The sequence below is a fragment of the Bacteroides cellulosilyticus DSM 14838 genome (assembly GCF_000158035.1).
In the GTDB taxonomy this organism is placed as follows: domain Bacteria; phylum Bacteroidota; class Bacteroidia; order Bacteroidales; family Bacteroidaceae; genus Bacteroides; species Bacteroides cellulosilyticus.
On the sequence record NZ_EQ973490.1, the window covers coordinates 1,848,115 to 1,865,040 of the forward strand.

The 16,926-nt window shown below is 43.3% G+C and carries 12 protein-coding genes; 6 read left to right on the plus strand and 6 right to left on the minus strand.

The window, feature by feature from the left end; translation table 11 throughout:
* On the plus strand, nucleotides 1-619 hold a 619-nt coding region (locus BACCELL_RS11135; protein ID WP_007211881.1), incomplete at its 5' end, for a carboxylesterase family protein.
* A 51-nt stretch (nucleotides 620-670) separates the two neighbouring features.
* On the opposite strand, the gene BACCELL_RS11140 is transcribed toward BACCELL_RS11135, so the two are convergent.
* The 5 genes from BACCELL_RS11140 to rpoN all read right to left on the minus strand — a co-directional run bounded on the left by BACCELL_RS11140 (nucleotide 671) and on the right by rpoN (nucleotide 5,756).
* Nucleotides 671-2,512, minus strand: coding sequence for a 4-hydroxy-3-methylbut-2-en-1-yl diphosphate synthase (locus tag BACCELL_RS11140; protein ID WP_007219444.1), 1,842 nt, complete (start codon nucleotides 2,510-2,512; stop codon nucleotides 671-673).
* 13 nt (nucleotides 2,513-2,525) lie between these two features.
* Nucleotides 2,526-3,035, minus strand: coding sequence for a 5-(carboxyamino)imidazole ribonucleotide mutase (gene purE, locus BACCELL_RS11145; RefSeq protein WP_044153607.1), 510 nt, complete (start codon nucleotides 3,033-3,035; stop codon nucleotides 2,526-2,528).
* Nucleotides 3,036-3,114: 79 nt separating this feature from the next.
* Nucleotides 3,115-3,495 carry a glycine cleavage system protein GcvH gene (gene gcvH, locus BACCELL_RS11150; protein WP_007219446.1) on the minus strand — a complete coding sequence of 127 codons (381 nt, stop codon included), beginning with the start codon at nucleotides 3,493-3,495 and terminating at the stop codon, nucleotides 3,115-3,117.
* An 81-nt stretch (nucleotides 3,496-3,576) separates the two neighbouring features.
* The gene (locus BACCELL_RS11155; protein ID WP_007211885.1) at nucleotides 3,577-4,242 is read right to left on the minus strand and encodes a membrane protein; all 666 of its coding nucleotides are present in this window, start codon (nucleotides 4,240-4,242) and stop codon (nucleotides 3,577-3,579) included.
* Nucleotides 4,243-4,265: 23 nt separating this feature from the next.
* Nucleotides 4,266-5,756 (minus strand): RNA polymerase factor sigma-54, encoded by a 1,491-nt coding sequence (rpoN, locus tag BACCELL_RS11160; RefSeq protein ID WP_007211886.1) that lies wholly within the window; start codon nucleotides 5,754-5,756, stop codon nucleotides 4,266-4,268.
* A gap of 310 nt (nucleotides 5,757-6,066) precedes the next feature.
* On the opposite strand from rpoN, the gene BACCELL_RS11165 reads away from it, so the two are divergent.
* Both BACCELL_RS11165 and BACCELL_RS11170 read left to right on the plus strand, forming a co-directional pair.
* The gene (locus tag BACCELL_RS11165; protein WP_044153808.1) at nucleotides 6,067-7,440 is read left to right on the plus strand and encodes an aminopeptidase P family protein; all 1,374 of its coding nucleotides are present in this window, start codon (nucleotides 6,067-6,069) and stop codon (nucleotides 7,438-7,440) included.
* Nucleotides 7,441-7,462: 22 nt separating this feature from the next.
* Complete coding sequence (locus tag BACCELL_RS11170; RefSeq protein ID WP_236100733.1) at nucleotides 7,463-9,541, plus strand: TlpA family protein disulfide reductase; 2,079 nt, start codon at nucleotides 7,463-7,465, stop codon at nucleotides 9,539-9,541.
* Nucleotides 9,542-9,800: 259 nt separating this feature from the next.
* Here the strand turns inward: BACCELL_RS11170 and BACCELL_RS11180 are convergent, their stop codons facing one another.
* Complete coding sequence (locus BACCELL_RS11180) at nucleotides 9,801-10,829, minus strand: LacI family DNA-binding transcriptional regulator (protein WP_007211891.1); 1,029 nt, start codon at nucleotides 10,827-10,829, stop codon at nucleotides 9,801-9,803.
* 335 nt (nucleotides 10,830-11,164) lie between these two features.
* On the opposite strand from BACCELL_RS11180, the gene BACCELL_RS11185 reads away from it, so the two are divergent.
* The 3 genes from BACCELL_RS11185 to BACCELL_RS11195 all read left to right on the plus strand — a co-directional run.
* Nucleotides 11,165-14,263, plus strand: a complete 3,099-nt coding sequence (locus BACCELL_RS11185; protein WP_225979431.1) for a SusC/RagA family TonB-linked outer membrane protein — start codon at nucleotides 11,165-11,167, stop codon at nucleotides 14,261-14,263.
* A gap of 24 nt (nucleotides 14,264-14,287) precedes the next feature.
* Nucleotides 14,288-16,327, plus strand: coding sequence for a RagB/SusD family nutrient uptake outer membrane protein (locus tag BACCELL_RS11190; RefSeq protein WP_007219452.1), 2,040 nt, complete (start codon nucleotides 14,288-14,290; stop codon nucleotides 16,325-16,327).
* Between the two features lie 33 nt (nucleotides 16,328-16,360).
* On the plus strand, nucleotides 16,361-16,926 hold a 566-nt coding region (locus BACCELL_RS11195; protein ID WP_007211895.1), incomplete at its 3' end, for a DUF5017 domain-containing protein.

Genomic DNA, 16,926 nt, shown 5'->3' on the forward strand with positions numbered 1-16,926 from the left:
GAAGTATCCTTTGGTGCTCTTTCTGCATGGTGCAGGGGAGCGTGGTAATGATAATGAGAGGCAATTGACCCATGGTGGACAGATGTTTTTGAATCCGGTGAACCGGGAGAAATACCCGGCATTCGTGCTCGCACCACAGTGTCCCGAAACGGGCTATTGGGCATACTCGGCACGTCCTGAATCATTTTTGCCGAATGAGATGCCGTTGAACGAACCGATAACTCCGATTTTTCAGACAGTGAAGGATTTGCTGGATACTTATCTGGCAATGCCTCAGGTTGATAAATCGCGTATTTATATCATTGGACTTTCTATGGGAGGAATGGGAACCTTTGACATGGCTGTCCGTTTCCCGGAGATATTTGCTGCTGCTGTGCCTATTTGCGGTACAGTAAATGTGGCGCGCCTGAAAGCTGCCAAGTCTGTAAAGTTTCGTATTTTCCACGGTGATGCTGACAATGTGGTTACACCTGAAGGTTCGCGTGCGGCATACAGGACTTTGAAGAAGGAAGGTGCTGATGTGGAATACATTGAGTTTCCGGGATGTAATCATGGTAGCTGGAATCCGGCTTTCAATTATCCCGACTTTATGAGTTGGCTGTTCAGTCAGAAGAAATAGTTTAAAGAAAAATGGCAAGTAGATTTATCCTGCTTGCCATTTTTCTTTAAACTATTTTTCTTCATAATCCCCGTTAGCTTTAATCAGCTCAATCAACTTTTCTACAGCTTCTTCTTCGGGAATATTCTTTTCAATGCATTCTTTCTTCTTATACAGACTGATTTTCCCACGTCCGGCACCTACGTAGCCATAGTCAGCATCAGCCATTTCTCCGGGACCATTGACGATGCAGCCCATAATACCTATTTTCAATCCCTTCAGGTGTGAAGTAGCGGCTTTTACACGTGCTATGGTGCTTTGAAGGTCGAACAGGGTACGTCCGCATCCGGGGCAGGAGATATATTCCGTTTTGCTGGTGCGTATACGTCCTGCTTGCAGAATACCAAAGGCTGTGGCATCTACTACGGCATGAGTGAGATTTCCCTGGTTGAACAGGAAAATACCATCGCAAAGACCGTCGAAGATAAGTGCTCCCATGTCGGCAGCAGATTTTATCTGCAAGTCCTCTGCTTCATTTTCAGCATAGTGCTGGAAGAATACAACCGGATTTTTCAGTCCTTCCTGCATCAACTGGTGAACTAAAGCACGATGTTCCCCAAGTCGGTTAGGATGGTTGCTCTGTGATATAATGACTACTTCAGGATGATATTTCAGACAAGCAATCACTTCTTCCGTTTGTGCCATGTAAGGCATAAACATGAATTTCAAATCGGCTTGGCAATTGCCCATAAGTGGCATCTGCTGGTAATTGAAAGCCGGATAGGTTCCAGGCTCTTCTTCCCATACATCCGCATCCAGGATGTATTCCACTCCTTCTTCCCGAGTTTCCGGTAAGGCACGTCCGGCGTAGATATAATCCGGAATGAATTGCGGGTTCGTATCAAATTTTCCGTCCATGCGTTCGGCAATGACTACAGGCAGGTGATTCCCACCTATGTTGCGTACGGCAGTTGTCTCACGTCGTACCGGAGAAAGATAGTTGAAACCTTCTGCTTCCACTCCGGGTATGTAAGGGTGATCCTGGTGCTGCATGATGTAATCCACCAACTTTCGTGCTACAGGTATTTCTGCTTCCGGAGCTTCGCTCAAAGAAACGCGGATGGTATCACCCAGGCCGTCGGCTAGCAATGCACCGATGCCCAATGCAGACTTGATACGTCCGTCCTCACCATCCCCGGCTTCTGTAACGCCAAGGTGCAACGGGAATTGCATTCCTTCCTTTTCCATTACAGCAGCTAACAAGCGAACCGTTTTTACCATTACTACTGTATTGGAGGCTTTGATGGAGATAACAACATCTGTAAAGTCTTCTTTTACACAGATGCGCAGGAACTCCATGCATGATTCCACCATACCTTCCGGTGTATCGCCGTAGCGAGACATAATGCGGTCGGACAGTGAGCCATGATTTACACCGATGCGGATAGCTGTATGATTCTCCTTGCAGATATTCAGGAAAGGAACGAATCGGTCATGTATCTTCTGCAACTCTTGTGCATACTCTTCGTCTGTATATTCCAGATGCTTGAAGGTGCGTGCGGCATCTACATAGTTTCCCGGATTGATACGCACTTTCTCGACATACTGTGCTGCTACATCTGCTACCTTTGGGTTGAAGTGGATGTCGGCAACCAGTGGAACCATATATCCGTCCCGGCGCAAACCGGCATTGATGTTCATCAGGTTTTCCGCTTCTTTAATGCCTTGTGCTGTCAGACGTACATATTCACCTCCGGCATCTACAATACGTTTAGCCTGTGCCACGCTGGCTTCTGTATCCTGTGTGGCGGTGTTTGTCATACTCTGTATGCGTATAGGATTGGAGCCGCCCATAGGGGTGGCTCCAATATTTACTTCTGATGTTTCCCGACGGGAATAGTTGAATAAATCCACTAATTACTCCTTTTTAATTCGTTTTATACTCGTACTTTACTTCTTTCAGCTCCTCGTTCGCCTTTACGATTTTCTTTTTCAGCCCTTCTTTGTAGGCTGCAAAAGTTTCAGCGAGATCGGCATCGCTTAAAGCTAGCATTTGTATAGCAAGAATGGCAGCGTTCATGGCGCCATTGATGGCAACTGTGGCTACAGGGATTCCGGGAGGCATCTGAATGATAGAGTAGAGAGCATCTACGCCATCCAGCACAGAACCTTTAACGGGAACTCCGATGACAGGTAGTGTAGTGTTAGCAGCGATGACTCCGGGCAGAGCGGCGGCCATGCCGGCGGCTGCGATTATCACTTTAACGCCGCGTTCGCGGGCGTTCTTTGCAAAATCCTCTACAGCTTCCGGAGTGCGGTGTGCAGAAAGAGCGTTCATTTCGAACGGTACATGTAAATCATTCAGCAGTTGAGCGGCCTTTTCCATAACAGGAAGGTCGGAGGTGCTGCCCATGATGATGCTTACTAATGGAGACATAATTATTTAGTTATTAGTGTTTAGTGATTAGTGATTAGCAAACTTCTCAATATCAATGCTAATCACTAACCACTAATAGTTAATCGTTAATCAACGCTTTGTAGGCAGCAGCATCCAGTAATGAATCGAAATCTGCATCAGCATCCGGTTTCATTTTGATGAGCCAGCCTTCACCGTACGGATCTTTGTTAACCAGTTCCGGTTGGTCAGCAAGAGCCTCGTTTTGTTCCAGGATTTCTCCGCCTACGGGCAAGAAAAGATCAGAAATGGTTTTCACTACTTCAATGGTCCCGAATACTTCGTCGGCTGCCAATGTTTCACCCTCTGCTTGGATATCTACGAATACGATATCGCCCAATTGTGCCTGGGCGTAATCGGTGATACCTACATAAGCTACATCGCCTTCAAGGCGTATCCACTCGTGTTCTTTGGTGTACTTTACATTTTCTGGGAAATTCATGATCATTATTTTTAAAGGTTAATACTTATATAATTACAAATTACTAATTATAAATTACAATGTGAGCCCTTTTTACTTCTCTTAAAAGAGGAAAATACGGAACAGGATATTACTCAGTGGATGAAGCACTAATAAAGAGCAAATTAATCCTACGGCAAAACCTACCAGTACCTCTCCCAATGTATGATGCTGTAAAATAATACGTGCTGTGCCCAGGACACCTGCAATCAGGATGAACAGGCATAGCCACCATACCGGATTGTATCCGAACAAGGCACTGAAAGATACCAGCCCTCCTACAATAGCCCCTACACCTGCCATGTGCTCGCTTAACTTCCATTTCAGATTGACAACAATGCAGATAACCATCATGATCAATGCAGCAAGAATAATCCCCGTCATGTACCAAGGGATATTCAGGCGGTGCATCATCACCAGGCAGAATACGTATGAAGTAATAGTAAGCAAGAATGGCATAAAGCGCCGCTTACGTTCACCCAAGTCTTCGGGACTGAAACCATTGATTTTACGGAACAGGAAGATGGTGAGCGTAGGCATAAGAATAGTGAAGCAGTACACTACTCCAAGCACAATCAGCTTATACTGTATAGGCATGATGCGCAGGTACGAGAAAAGGAACAGAATCAGAAACGCCAGGAATGGAATGGAAAACGGCGTGAATATAGCCGATATCACCCGGGCTGTCCGGATTAAGGTCCTGTCTGCTACAATATGTTGTTCTTCCATGAATAGAGTTCTCAAATTAATAATTACTTCCTCAGTCTTGCCACCGGTATGTTCAACTGTTGCCTGTACTTGGCTACCGTGCGGCGTGCTATAGGATATCCTTTTTCTTTCAGTATATCCGTCAGTTCATCATCTGTATAAGGTTTCTTTTTATCTTCATTGTCAATGCATTCTTTCAATATCTTACGAATCTCACGTACAGACATTTCCTCACCGTCTTCGGTGACGTATCCATCACTGAAGAAGAATTTCAGTGAATAGATGCCATAGTTGGTTTGCACATATTTGCTGTTGCTGACGCGGGAGATGGTTGAAATGTCTAATCCGGTACGTTCGGCAACATCCTTCAATATCATAGGGCGCAACAATGATTCGTCTCCTTCGAGGAAGAACGGGCGTTGCAGGTCGATAATGGCTTGCATGGTAGTCATTAATGTATTCTGGCGTTGCTTCACGGCATCAATAAAGCCTTGTGCTGCATCCATCTTCTGCTTCAGGAACATCATGGCTTCTTTCGACTCTTTCGACTGGTTAGCCCTGTTTTTGGTATGCTCTTCCACCATCTCGGTGAAATCACGGCTCATACGCAGTTCCGGAACGTTTCGGTTGTTCAGAGCCAGATTGATGGTACCGTCGTCGTATGTATCTACAATGAAGTCGGGGATGATCTGTTGCATGTTCCGGCCGATGGCTTCACCCAGAGAGGCACCCGGACGCGGATTGAGTTTGCAGATCTCTTTGATAGCCTGTTCAAAAGCATCTTCTTCCAATCCGAGCTTCTGCTGTATCTTGTCCCAATGCTTACGGGTAAATTCTTCGTAACATTCGGAGATGATCGCTTCTTCTATATAAAGTAGAGGGTTCGGGGTGAAGTGCTGTTGCTCTATCTTGCGATGAATCTGAATGAGCAGGCATTCTTGCAGGTTGCGTGCACCGAGTCCGGCGGGATCAAAGTCCTGGATGATCTTCAGTGCCTCTTCCAATTCTTCCTGGGTGCATTCGATGCCGGCGTAGATGGCGAGTTCATCACAGATGCTATCCAGAGACTTACGTAACAGGCCGTCGTCATCTAATGATCCGATCAGATATTCCGCCAGTTCACGCTGATGCTCGGTCAGGTCACGTTCGCTTAGTTGCTCCTTTAGGGTTTCGTAAAAAGAAGTGGCGTCGGAGAAAGGTATTTCTTCGGCCTGTTCACCTTTGCTACGGTTGTTTTCCTGCAATTTGTAGTCGGGGATATCGTCTTCGCTCAAATAGTCGCTTAATGAATCATATTCATTGGCTCCGCTGTCTTCTGCGGAACCTTCCGTATCGGAATTTTCAGAAAAGTCGTCACTTGCCGTATCTTCCTTTCCTTCTTCCAGAGCCGGATTTTCCAGAAGTTCCGCATGTATACGGTCTTCCAGTTCTACAGCGGGCAATTCCAATAGCTTCACTACCAGAATCTGCTGGGGCGACAGTGTCTGTACCTGTTGCTGCGCTTGAGTTTGTACTTGTCTGGAACCTTGTGCCATACTTATTCTTTTCTTTTACTCGCCGCAAAGATAATGCAAACGAGACAGAATAAAATGAACTCGTTCATTTTTTATGCCGAGGCGCAACTTATCTTCACACTTTTTGCAAAAATAGTGAATAGTTCGGGAACGCGAAATGTTCTCGGCATAAGTTTTTCATGCAAGCATGAAAGATTGGCGCCTAATTTACATTATCTTTGCTAAAAGTGAAGATAAGCTGTACATCAGCAATAAAAATAGGCAAGCTTATTTTGTGCTGCTTTCGGTTTGCATTATCTTTGTGCGTATCAACTTAAAAAATTGCAACGTTATGTTTGATAAAGAAACTTATGTGCAGCGCAGAGCCCTGCTGAAAAAAAATATTGGCTCCGGAGTGTTACTATTCTTGGGAAATGACGAACAAGGACTGAATTATGAAGATAATGCTTTCCGTTATCGTCAGGATTCTACTTTCCTCTACTATTTCGGCTTGTCGTTTGCCGGACTTTCCGCTGTCATTGACATCGATGAGGACAAAGAAATCATTTTCGGAGACGAACTGACTATCGATCATATTGTATGGATGGGTACGCAGCCGACTCTGAAAGAGAAGAGTGAACGGGTAGGCATTCGGGAGACGCTTCCTTCCGTCGCGATTATCAGCTATCTGCACAAAGCCGTACAAAAAGGTCAGACAGTGCATTATCTTCCGCCTTACCGTCCCGAACATAAGCTGAAACTCATGGATTGGCTGGGTATTCCGCCTGCACGCCAGGAAGGTTCCGTACCGTTTATCCGTGCGGTGGTGGCACAGCGTAATTATAAATCTGCCGAAGAAATTGCAGAAATAGAAAAAGCATGTGATGTGACTGCCGACATGCATATCAAGGCGATGGAAGTGATTCGTCCGGGTATGTACGAATATGAAGTTGTGGCAGAGATGAACCGTGTAGCCGAAATGAATAATTGTGAACTTTCTTTCCCTACAATTGCCACAATCAACGGACAGACTTTGCATAATCATTATCATGGTAATAAAATTAAATCGGGTGACTTGTTTCTGATCGATGCCGGTGCGGAACTTCCATCGGGCTATTGTGGTGATATGTCGTCTACTGTACCTGCCGATAAAACGTTTACTTCGAAGCAACGTGCCGTTTACGAAATTCAGAATGCTATGCATCTGGAATCTGTAAAGGCTCTCCGTCCGGGTATTCCTTATATGGAAGTGTACGACTTATCTGCCCGCGTAATGGTAGAAGGTTTGAAAGGACTGGGTCTGATGAAAGGAAATGCGGATGATGCAGTGCGCGAAGGTGCTCATGCATTGTTCTATCCCCACGGTCTGGGACACATGATGGGACTGGATGTGCATGATATGGAAAATCTGGGCGAAGTGTGGGTAGGCTATAACGGTCAACCCAAGAGCACACAGTTTGGACGTAAGTCTCAACGTCTTGCCATTCCTTTGGAACCGGGCTTTGTACATACCGTTGAACCGGGTATCTACTTCATTCCCGAATTGATTGACATGTGGAAAGAAGGTAAGAAATTCACTGACTTTATCAATTATGACAAATTGGAAGAATATCGTGACTTCGGTGGTATTCGCAATGAAGAAGATTATCTTATTACAGAAACCGGTGCCCGCCGCTTAGGCAAGAAGATACCATTGACTCCGGAAGAAGTGGAAGCTTTGCGATAGTATCAATTTAAGAATGAGTCTAATGAAAAAACTACTATTCTTATTGTGTCTTTTGTCTTGGAGTGCATTGAATGCACAGAAGACGATTAATCGCCCTCCGTTTATAGCAAAGGCAACGGAAACCATTGAGATAGCTGCCGTTCATTTATCGGATACAGCTACCGTGATTGATGTGGATGCAAAATTTACTCCAAAGTACTGGATACGTATTGCCCCTGCTACTTGTCTGGTGGCAGATAATGGTGAACGTTATCAGGTGCGGCAGGGAGTAGGTATTGAGTTGGGACAGGAATTTTGGATGCCAGAATCCGGAGAGGCCACTTTCTCTTTGATATTTCCACCTTTGCCACCATCTGTAAAATCATTCGATTTTGTGGAAGGGGAAGGTGAGAGAGATTTTAATCTTTTCGGTATCAGCCTGACTGGAAAGTTGCCTAAACTCCAATTGCCTAAAGGTCTAGAGAAGGCAGGAAAAATGACTGCTGTAGCTTTGCCGACTCCTGAAATCAAAGAGGGAACAGCTATCATTAGTGGTCGTATTTTGGATTATAAGTCTTCATTCCGGATGAAAGCTGAATTACATTCTGCTGATTTCTTATCTGCCTATGGACAAAAGAATACAGAGTTAGAGTTGGATGAAGTGGGAAATTTCCATACGGAAATATCAGTTTCACACCCTTCTGTCGCCTATTTAAGTGTGGGTGGATCTGTTGTTTCTTTTTTGTTGTCTCCGGGTGGAGAAACCAAGGTTACCGTAAATCTTCGTGAAATGACGCGTGTTTCCAGTCGTTTACAGAAAGACACGAAGGCTGAAGGGAAGAAGGTTTATTTTGAAGGACTGAATGCAGGATTGAATACGGAAATGAATTCCGGACTGGAAATTCCTCTTTGTTCTGTTGAGTTGAAAGACTTATATGACATGACTCCGGATCAGTATAAAGCATATTGCATGCGGAAATATGAAGAAGCGGACAATGTGATCCGTGCCAATAAGAAAATAAGTGCAGCTTATGCGGAATTGTTGACGGTGCTGAATAAAGATGCATTGTATGGACTGTTATGTGGATATGATTATCAGCTATTGCAGGCTTATGCTCAGCAAAAAGGACTGTCGTTGCGTGATGCCGGTAAGGAGTATCTCTCAAAAAAAACGTCAGATGGCTATTTTGACTTTTTAAGTAAACTGGATTACATCAATTCACCCAAGTCTGTGTATTGCTTCAATTATTCCGGTATGGTAAGAAATACTGCATACATCCATTTGCCGTCTGTTAAGACCGTCGGTATTTTTGATTACCTGCTTGACTCATCCAAGGTAAGTCCGGAGGATAAGGAAGCAATGAAGAAATACCGTGATAATCCTTCGTCGCAGGATGCTTCTATAATGAGGGTGCTGAGAGATAAGTATGACAACCTCTTTCAGGAGTGTGGCAAAGTGGCTTTGGAAGCTAATCAGAAGGTGGTTGGAGAGCTAATAGGAGGTAAAGGTATCTATCATGATGTGCAGACAGCAATGCAATGTGCTTCAAAACTGGAAGATTTTATGCCTTTGTCTGAAGACGATTTTGCTACATTACGCACGATTGAGAATCCCTATTTCCTGAACCAATTGACTGCAATGAATACGGAGCTGCTTCAGAAGATAGAAGAAAATAAGAAGAAGCGCAGTTTTATGGTTCGTACTCTGCCCGAAGATGTGAAGGACGATGCCCTTTTTGAAGCCATTGTCGATCCGTTCAAGGGTAAGGTAGTGCTTGTTGATTTCTGGGCCACCTGGTGCGGACCTTGTAAGATGGCTATGAAGATGATGAAACCCATGAAGGAGGAGCTGATAGATAAAGATATCGTGTATGTCTTTATTGCCGGTGAAAATTCTCCGGAGACAACATGGAACAATATGATACCCGATATTCATGGTGAGCATTACCGGTTGACCAATGCTCAGTGGGCAGCTATTTGTGATAAATTCGAAGTCCGTGGCGTACCTACTTATCTGGTGCTCGACCGTGCAGGGAAACAAACGTACCGGTCAGTAGGTTTTCCGGGAACGGATACGGTGAAAGGTGAGTTATTGAAAGCATTAAATTCTTCCGCTGATTGATCATATACTAACGTCAGTTCTAAAAGATTTCAAGTTGCCCGTCATTGATAAGGTTGACATCAATGGCGGGTATACTTATCAGGGAGTTTCTCATATTGTTTTTGATCTTGGTGATGAATGGTATACCGAATTTCTGAAATTCACTTTGCCTGTGTTCCTCACGTTCAACCAAGTAAAGGAGGAAGAAGTGAACATTACGAGGGCTTACTTACAGATTAAGGTCAATCACTACCCCTCCTATGTTAGAATAGTGTCTTTATCATAATTGTGTTTTTTTATGCGATGATTCCCTGATATTCAATTTGGCATCCAGTACAATTTTTTTATTGAGCAATCTATTTGTACGAATCTTGTCCAGCATGCAGCTTGCTGCAATCTCTCCGATTTCGACACGCGGCTGTTCTATAGACGTCAAATAAGGTTCGACGACAGTGGCCATATCCGATTCTGAAAAGCCGACAAAAGCGACATCATACGGTATCCTCAATCCGTGCCGTTTCAAGGCTTTCATCGCTCCGATAGCAACAGGATCGTTAAATGCAAATATAGCATCCGGTTTTTCACCGTTTCCGGACAGTATATCTTCCATAGTCTGTTCTCCATCACGAATAAAAATACCGGAATGAATGATGGTAGAGTCTGAAATAGGGAGATTGGCATCCTGCATGGCCTCTATATATCCGTTCATACGATCTTTCGTTATATCCAATTTTTCTGGACCCGCAAAATGAAATATTTTCCGGTATCCCTCACCTATAAGATGAGCCACTGCCGAATAGGCCATTTTCTTATCGTCAATAATAATTTTTGTAGTATCAATGTTGGAAGGCACCCTGTTGAAAAACACAAGTGGAATCCCATTATCCTGTAGGCTTTGATACATATCAGAGTTGACAAAACTGTCAGATGTCGTGGATATTATTATACCGTCTACCATGTGTTGTTCTAAAAGACTCAGATTGGTACGCTCTGTTTCAGCGGATTCGTTGGATTGAGTAATGAGGATCTGATAGCCCTCGTGCATTAGTATTTTTTGTATTCCGGATATAATCATAGGAAAAAAAGATGTGACCAATTCAGGCACAACGATTCCGATAGTATAACTTTTCTTTGTGACCAACCCTTTTGCCTGCGTGTTCGGATGATAGTTCAGTTCTGCAGCAGTCTTGATAACCAGCTCCTTGGTTTCTTTCTTTATTTCCCAACTGTCCGATAAAGCTCTGGAAACTGTGGAGGTGGATAACCCGAGTTTTTTTGCTATGTCTTTTATTGTAATTGGCTTTTCCATAACATGAATGATTGTAGGTTTGTCTGCAAACTTACAACTTTTTAGACATTCTGCAAAATCCAAACGTTCCCGGGAACGTTTCCGTTGATTTTTGAGGCATTATGCTATTAAAATTGATTGTACTTATATAAATTTGCTTGCGTTAAAAGCTATTATAATAGCCCAGATCGAAACATTTCTCAATATATTAATTCTAATCATTTTTATAATGCCAAAGTATGTTAACATTAAATCGTATTCAATCAAGATCAGGAAAACAAATTGTTTTTTTTCTGATGTGCCTGCTGGTTTCATTTGCAGGCATCATGCCAGTCCGATCACAGGAAAAAACTAAGATGGTTACCGTTGAAGGAACTGTTGTTGATGAAACCGAAACTCCTGTCATAGGAGCTAACGTCTATATCAAAGGCAGTACCAAAGGTGTATCCACAAATGTAGATGGAAATTTCATTTTTACAGGAGTACCTGTCGGACAGACTGTCACTGTCTCTTTCATTGGTTACAAAGATTATCAGGTGCGGGTTACAAAAGGGGGAGAGAAATTGAGAATCTCTCTTGAACCTGATGCGAAAATGCTCGAGGAAGTGGTGGTGGTTCCATACGGAGGTCCGGTAGCAAGAAAGGATCTTACCGGTTCCGTTGTTTCTGTCAACGTTGAGGATATGAAGGCGCTTCAGGCAGTGACGTTTGAAAATGCTATTGCCGGCAAGGTCGCCGGTGTACAGGTCAATGTCGGGGATGGACAGCCTGGAGGTCTTCCGGACATTCTGATTAGGGGTAGCAATTCTGTAACCCAGAGCAATGCTCCTCTTTATGTGGTAGACGGTATTCCACTAGAGTCTCCCGATAACTCGTCAATTCCTACTCAGAATATTAAAAGTATCGAGATACTTAAAGATGCATCGGCGACAGCCATATATGGTGCACGCGGTGCTAATGGTGTGATTGTTATTACTACCGATTCCGGTTCAAAGGGCGCTCCGAAAATTAATTTCGAGTACCGTTATAGCTTGTCGAAAGACTATAATAGGTATGAAATGATGTCACCTTATGAATTTGTCAGACTTCAGAATGAACTTGATGCGGCTTATGGCTCTATGTATCTCGATGGTAGGGATCCTCATCCGGATGGAACTCCATGGACACTCGATGACTATAAGAATGTGAGACCTATTGACTGGCAAGATGAGATCAGTCAGCTCGGACAGATGCACGAATACAGCGTAAGCGCATCTGGCGGTACTGAGAAGACCACATATATGGCTTCATTCAATTATGCCAATCAGAAGGGTATCATTCTCAATACCGGTATGAAGAACTATGTTGGCAGCATGAACATCACCCAGAAGATAGGCAATCGTATGCAGCTTGTTATGAGAGCGAATTATGCGGAGAAGGAAAGAACTGGTATGCAAGTTAACTATGGACAGGGATCTTCTGCTTATATGTATAAAGTGTGGTCATACAGACCTATTTCCACAAACGGTGTGGACTTGACACATGAACTTGAAGATCCTGAAAGGCCGGAAAGTGGAGTGCCGATGTTCAACCCATTGCTCCAGACGCAAAATACTGATCAGAAATATATCACAAGACAGTTGAGAACCAGTGCCATGTTCAATTGGAATATTCTCAAATGTCTGAAATTTACTACTTCGATTTCTTATACGAGTACTGAATCCCAGACTGATATATTCAATAATTCCAAGACAGAAGCCGGAAGTACACTTCCAGGAAGAAATGACGGAATTAACGGTTCGAGAAGAGTAACAAGAACTAACAATGTCTTGAATGAGAACACTTTGAACTTCAACAAAAAGTTCGATAATATTCATGACCTTGCCGTAACTGTCGGTTGTACTCAGCAGAAAAATGTTTCGGATATCTTCGAAGCAAAAGCTACACAGATTCCTATTACATCAGAATGGAGAGGAATAGAGGCACTTGATGAAGGGCTGTCTCAGAAAATCATGTCCAAGAAGTTGACAGAATGGGCAATACAATCTTTTATTTTTAGGTCGAATTACAACTATGACAGAAAATACTATCTGACGTTTACGATGCGTGCGGACGGTTCTTCAAAATTTGCACGTGACAATAGGTGGGGCAAGTTCTATTCAGGAGCCGTTCGGTGGAGATTCTCAGATGAGAATTTTGTCAAGAACAATATCGGATCATGGTTTAGCGAAGGATCGCTTAACTTGAGCTATGGGTCTACCGGTAATAATGGTATTGGAGAATACGCTTATCTTCCGCAGATGGGATTTTCTTCCGGAGGGACATATTATGACTATTCATTCAATGATGAATATCCTACAACGGGAGCGATTGTCTCATCGATAGGTAATTCTAAATTGAAATGGGAGACCACATATACCTTTAATGCTAGAATGGATTTGGGCTTCTTCGACAATAGAATATACTTGACCGCCGAGTATTATAAGAAAGATACTAAAGATCTTCTGATCAATGCCACTTTGCCTGCCCATATCGGTTATGGTTCAGCATATAGAAATATAGGCCGGGTGGAGAACAAAGGTTTCGAACTGTCTCTAAACACTGTTAATATGAAGAGAAGGCATTTTAACTGGACTACCGATTTCAATATTTCATTCAACAGGAACAAAGTGCTTGCACTTGCCAACAACCAGAGTGTGCTTCCTGCTGATAATCTGAAGATTCCGAATGGGGCTGCATTGTATATTGCGAAGGTGGGCCAGCCTATCGGTATGATGTACGGAGCCCTTACAGACGGTCTTTATCAATATGAAGATTTCCGTAAGGGAAGCGATGGCAGCTGGATATTGAGAGATGATGTAGTTTCACAGTCAACTCATGCAAACAGAAAGGGAGTCTTTCCCGGATATCAGAAATTCAAGGATTTGAATGGCGATCTTCAGATTACTCAAGAAGACTTGACGATTATAGGTAATCCGAATCCTGATTTTACGGGCGGTATAACAAATACTTTCAGATTCTATAATTTTGATATGTCATTGTTCTTTACATTCAGCTACGGCAATGATATCCTTAATATGAACCGTTATTATTTAGAAGAAGGCAGATCATTGAGTTCCAATCAGTTTGCTTCGTATGCCGACAGATGGACCGTGGACAATCCTAACGGAAAACTTCCGCGTGCAAGATCTGCAAACAATACGGCTTGGGGCAGTGACCGTTATGTAGAGGACGGCTCATATTTGAGACTGAAAAATTTGAATATAGGATATACTCTGCCTGTTCAGGTGAGCCAGAGGTTTTTTGTTAGCAACATGAGGATTTATTTCTCTGCCCAGAATTTGTTTACGGTGACGGGATATTCGGGACAGGACCCTACCGTCAGCACGATGTCGAATGCAAGAACTCCAGGTTATGACTATTCGGCATACCCTGTACCACGTACATTCATATTTGGTGCACAAATTTCGTTTTAATGTGATATAATAATTTATATGGATATGAATAAGGTTATTAAAAGTATATTGTTCGGAATTGCATTTTTTCCTCTTACAGGCTGTTTGTCTAATTTGGATTTGCATCCGATAGATTCGGACACTCCGAATACATTTTTCAAAGATAGTGCGGCATGCGCAAAGGTTTTAGTGGGTTGTTATGACGCTCTTAGCGTACCGGGAGGAGGACTTTTTGATGGAAGCATGAACTCTCAGTTCGTCATCTGGAATGTGACGGATGAAATGTATAATGCAGCAGCCGGAACAGGTCCTAAGGTGTATAGCTATACTTCCGGATATGCTCCTAATGCTACTATGTACAAGAATCTTTATGCGGCGATTCAGCGTTGCTGTCAGTTCCTTCATTATCTTCCTGATGCCAAGATGACAACAGAAACAAAGCTCGCCATGGAAGGTGAAGTGCAATTTATAAGGGCATTCTGTTATTTCAATCTTGTACAAAATTATGGAAGGGTTCCTCTCGTAACGGAGGCATCTTCGGATGTTAATAGTACTTCTGCAAAGCAGGCAGAGGAGGCTGATATATACGATTTTGTAATTCGCGAGATGGAAGAGGCAGAGAGTAAGGTCTTTCCGATTACCAAATTTAACTTTGGAGGAAGAATCAATAAGTCTGCTGTCAGGGGAGTGCTGGCAAGGGTCTGCCTTTTCAATGCCGGATTCCCTTGCTACAACACTGAAAGGTACAAAGATGCATACAAATGGGCAAAGATGGTCATCGACGATCCTGCTCACAGCTTGATTCCTAATTTTGCAGAAGCATTCATTCCGCTTATTCAGGACAAGTATGATATACGTGAAAATCTATGGGAGATAGAAGCGTATTGTAAAAGTACGTCTGACGGACTGAAAGAATATTTTCCTTCATTGTCGACCTCGCTTGGTACCAATTGCAGCAAAGCTGTAGCAAATGTGTCCTTTATGGTTAATAATACAATGAAGATCACCAAAAGAATGTTTTCATATTATGAGCAGGATACTGAGGCATTGTTAGGCTCTTATGATGAAAGACGTAACTGGGCTATCGCTCCGTTTACCAATGCCCCTACGAAGCTTGATGGTGCCGATCGTCTTGTTCTTACTTATTTCGGCTCGCATAAGGATCCTGATAATGACAGATTGGTTTATGATCGTCAGGTCAACAAGTTCAACCGTCAGTATGCAAAGATTTGGCCTGCATATCAGAGTAATACAGGAACCAACCTCTGTATAGTACGCTATTCCGATGTATTGCTTATGGCAGCCGAAGCATTGTGTCAGATAAATAATGGTTCGACACCTGAGGCTATAGGCTATGTCAACGCAGTGAGAAAAAGGGCATACGGACAGATGGACGGTCGCAAGTTTATTGATCATATTGAACTTACCAATCCGGGAGAAAATTATACCATTGATGAAGTTTGTGTGGAAATTGTAGATGTTACCGACAATACTGCATCTGTCACATGCACAACGGAAGAGAACAAATCTCCCAAGGCATATCGTGTCGGAGACGTTAAAGGTCCTCTTACAATTGCTACTGCCAAGTTGCCTGAGATTCTTGGTTCTGACGGGAAACCGGACACTAAAGCCACCAGACCTATTGAGTCAATAGTATTGCTCGACAGGGGACATGCCTACAGTGAAACTCCGAAGGTGGTGATCAGGTCACTCGAGGGCGGGAAAGGTCCTAAGGGTAGCGGTGCTACGGCAATCGCAGTGATGAAGGATGAGAGTCCGTCTTATGAATTGCCTGCTGAAGCTACAGACTCAAAGGAGGCATTCCTTCAGACTATTATGGATGAAAGAGCAAGGGAGCTATGCTTTGAAGGCTGGAGACGTTTAGACCTCAAACGTTGGCACAATCTTGTGGAGGTGCTTCAGGCTACGAGGGATGATGGCAGGAATGCAAAAGGAGTCAATGGAGCGCAACTTGATTATATCATGACTCCTGGCAACAATGTGTCCGATGTTCATTATTACCTTCCGATCCCTTCCGGAGAAATAATGCTTAATCCTGAATTGAAACAGAATGAAGGCTGGTAATTGTATATTTAACATTATTAAAAGTATGAGACAATGAAAAGAAATATAATTAGAAACCTGTTTCCCGCTTTAGTCGCCGCTTTAGTCGTTGTGTCCTGCCAAGTTGACACCGTGACCGAATCAACTGTTGTGACTAGGCTTGAAAAGAATGTATACGAAGTTGGAGAGAATGTTCGCTTCCACTTCTCAGGAGAAGCTGATTTCGTGACGATTTTTACCGGAGTTGATAATTATAATGGCGGAACGATGGGAGGAACGATAAAAGGGTCGCGTTATATCTATAGAAATCGCGGAAGGGAGAATGGTTCTCCAGTCCTGTCTTTCAATTGTAAAAAAGATGGAGATAACTTGGAGGAGTATGCCGAAATCAAGCTTCTTCTTTCTACTGACTTTGACGGTGACATCACCATGGAGGGAATAAAACGTGCCACTTGGCTGGATATTTCTGAAAAAGCGAAATGGCCTGTTGAGGGGACTAAAAAAGGTGTTAATGTTAATTCCGGAGCAATAGATTTGTCAGAATGGAACGGACGGGATATCTATCTTGCTTTCCGTTATACTGCGAAAAAGGGACAGAAACAGGAAGGATATACAATCTC